The sequence below is a fragment of the Rhodococcus sp. 077-4 genome, assembly GCF_047782425.1.
In the GTDB taxonomy this organism is placed as follows: domain Bacteria; phylum Actinomycetota; class Actinomycetes; order Mycobacteriales; family Mycobacteriaceae; genus Rhodococcoides.
In genome coordinates, this window is the sequence record NZ_JAJPWC010000014.1 from 1 (window position 1) to 836 (window position 836).

Here is an 836-nt window from a genome sequence, read left to right on the forward strand (position 1 = left end):
GTGTAGTGGCGTGTTCTAGACCCGAAGCGGAGTGATCTACCCATGGCCAGGTTGAAGCGACGGTAAGACGTCGTGGAGGACCGAACCCACTTAGGTTGAAAACTGAGGGGATGAGTTGTGGGTAGGGGTGAAAGGCCAATCAAACTCCGTGATAGCTGGTTCTCCCCGAAATGCATTTAGGTGCAGCGTCACGTGTTTCTCACCGGAGGTAGAGCTACTGGATGGTCTAGGGGGCCTACAAGCTTACCGAAATCAGCCAAACTCCGAATGCCGGTGAGTGAGAGCGTGGCAGTGAGACTGCGGGCGATAAGGTTCGTAGTCGAGAGGGAAACAGCCCAGATCGCCAGCTAAGGTCCCTAAGCGTGTACTAAGTGGAAAAGGATGTGGGGTCGCGAAGACAACCAGGAGGTTGGCTTAGAAGCAGCCACCCTTGAAAGAGTGCGTAATAGCTCACTGGTCAAGTGATCCTGCGCCGACAATGTAGCGGGGCTCAAGTACACCACCGAAGCTGCGGCACTCACACAATAGCCCCATTGTTCCCTGCGGGGGACTGTGCAGGTGTGTGGGTGGGTAGGGGAGCGTCGTGCAGCCATGGAAGCATCGGAGTGATCCAGGTGTGGAGGCTGCGCGAGTGAGAATGCAGGCATGAGTAGCGAAAGACGAGTGAGAAACTCGTCCGCCGAATGACCAAGGGTTCCTGGGCCAGGTTAATCCGCCCAGGGTGAGTCGGGACCTAAGACGAGGCCGACAGGCGTAGCCGATGGACAACGGGTTGATATTCCCGTACCCGTGTAACCGCGCCCATGGTGAATCAGTGACACTAACCACCCTGAATC

At 56.6% G+C, this 836-nt stretch carries 1 rRNA gene; it reads left to right on the forward strand.

The annotated features are described in order from the left end of the window. Positions 1 to 836: ribosomal RNA gene (locus tag ACNEOT_RS25375) — 23S ribosomal RNA — on the forward strand; the annotation flags it as partial.